At 69.3% G+C, this 1,440-nt stretch carries 1 pseudogene; it reads left to right on the top strand.

Annotated features, from left to right (window positions below):
• Window positions 1-213: 213 nt before the first annotated feature.
• Window positions 214-1,236: pseudogene (locus tag IR155_RS15650) on the top strand (IS110 family RNA-guided transposase); the annotation flags it as partial.
• Window positions 1,237-1,440 lie beyond the last annotated feature (204 nt).

Here is a 1,440-nt window from a genome sequence, read left to right on the forward strand (position 1 = left end):
CAGCGACGTTGATACTGATAACGCCCCGCTCGGGTCTGACCCTGCCAGCGACTGACGCGATGTCTACCGGCTGATCCGTCGGCCCGGGCGGGGTGTCCTCCATGTGGCCGGCCAGGCGGACATGACCTCATAGGAGCCTGGTCTAGAGGCCCCGCCAACGTCTTGTCTGCCCGCCTGACCGGTTCGCTACCCGATCAAGGAAGCAGAACCATCATGACAACTCCTGCCCGTGAAGTCGTCGCGGGTGTCGACACGCACGCCGACACGCACCACGCCGCCGTCATCGACGCCGTCGGCCGCCGCCTCGGCGATGCCCAGCTCCCCACGACCACAGCGGGCTATGCCGCGCTGGCAGCGTTCCTGATCTCGTTCGGGATCGTGGTGCGCGTCGGCGTCGAAGGCACCGGCTCCTACGGTGCCGGCTTGTCTCGTCACCTGCGCAGCCTGGGCATGCTCGTCGCGGAGGTGATCCGCCCGAACCGGCAGCTCCGCCGCCTGCAGGGCAAGACCGACCCGATCGACGCCTACGCCGCCGCCCAAACCGCGCTGGCGGAAATGGACCTGCCAACCCCGAAGACCGCCGACGGCACGGTCGAAGCGATCCGGCAGCTGCTGGTCGCCCGCCGCAGCGCCGTCAAAGCCCGCACCGCGGCGATAGCTCAGATCAAGGCACTGCTGGTCACCGCTCCCGAGCAGACCCGGGCGAAGTTCCGCGGCCTGAGCGACGACAAGCTCATCGACACCCTCGCACGGTCCCGGCCCTCCAGCTCCGAGGCCATCGCGTCCGCTGCCGGGCACGCGCTACGCTCCCTCGCCCGCCGCCATCAGCACCTGGGCGAGGAGATCACCGACCTCGAGGCGCTGATGGCGCCCCTGGTGAAAGCCGAGAATCCGGCACTGGTCGCCGCGTTCGGCATCCACACCGTCACCGCCGCCCAGCTGCTGGTCACCGCCGGAGACAACCCCGACCGGCTGCACAGCGAAGCCAGCTTCGCCGCACTCTGCGGCACCAGCCCCATCCCCGCCTCCAGCGGCAAGACCACCCGCCACCGCCTCAACCGCGGCGGCGACCGGCAAGCCAACACCGCCCTGCACCGCATCGCTCTGACTCGGATCAGCCACGACCGCAGGACCCGCGACTACATCGCCGGCCTGATCGCACGCGGCAAGGGCAAGAAGGAAGCCATGCGTTGCCTCAAACGCGCCATCGCCCGCGAGGTGTTCACTCACCTCACCAACCCCGCCGAAGTCCCCACCATCGACGACCTCAGCCCCCTACGCCAGGCACGAGGCCTCACCGTCGCAGCCGCCGCCGCGCACTTCGGCGTCTGGCCCGACAAGATCTCCACAATCGAACGCGGCGCCCGCCGCGACGACGACTTCGCCAACGCCTACCGGCAATGGCTCAACGCCGCTTGACAGGACATAGGAGCATCAGCC

The organism is Microbacterium paludicola (assembly GCF_015235415.1).
GTDB lineage: Bacteria > Actinomycetota > Actinomycetes > Actinomycetales > Microbacteriaceae > Microbacterium > Microbacterium paludicola.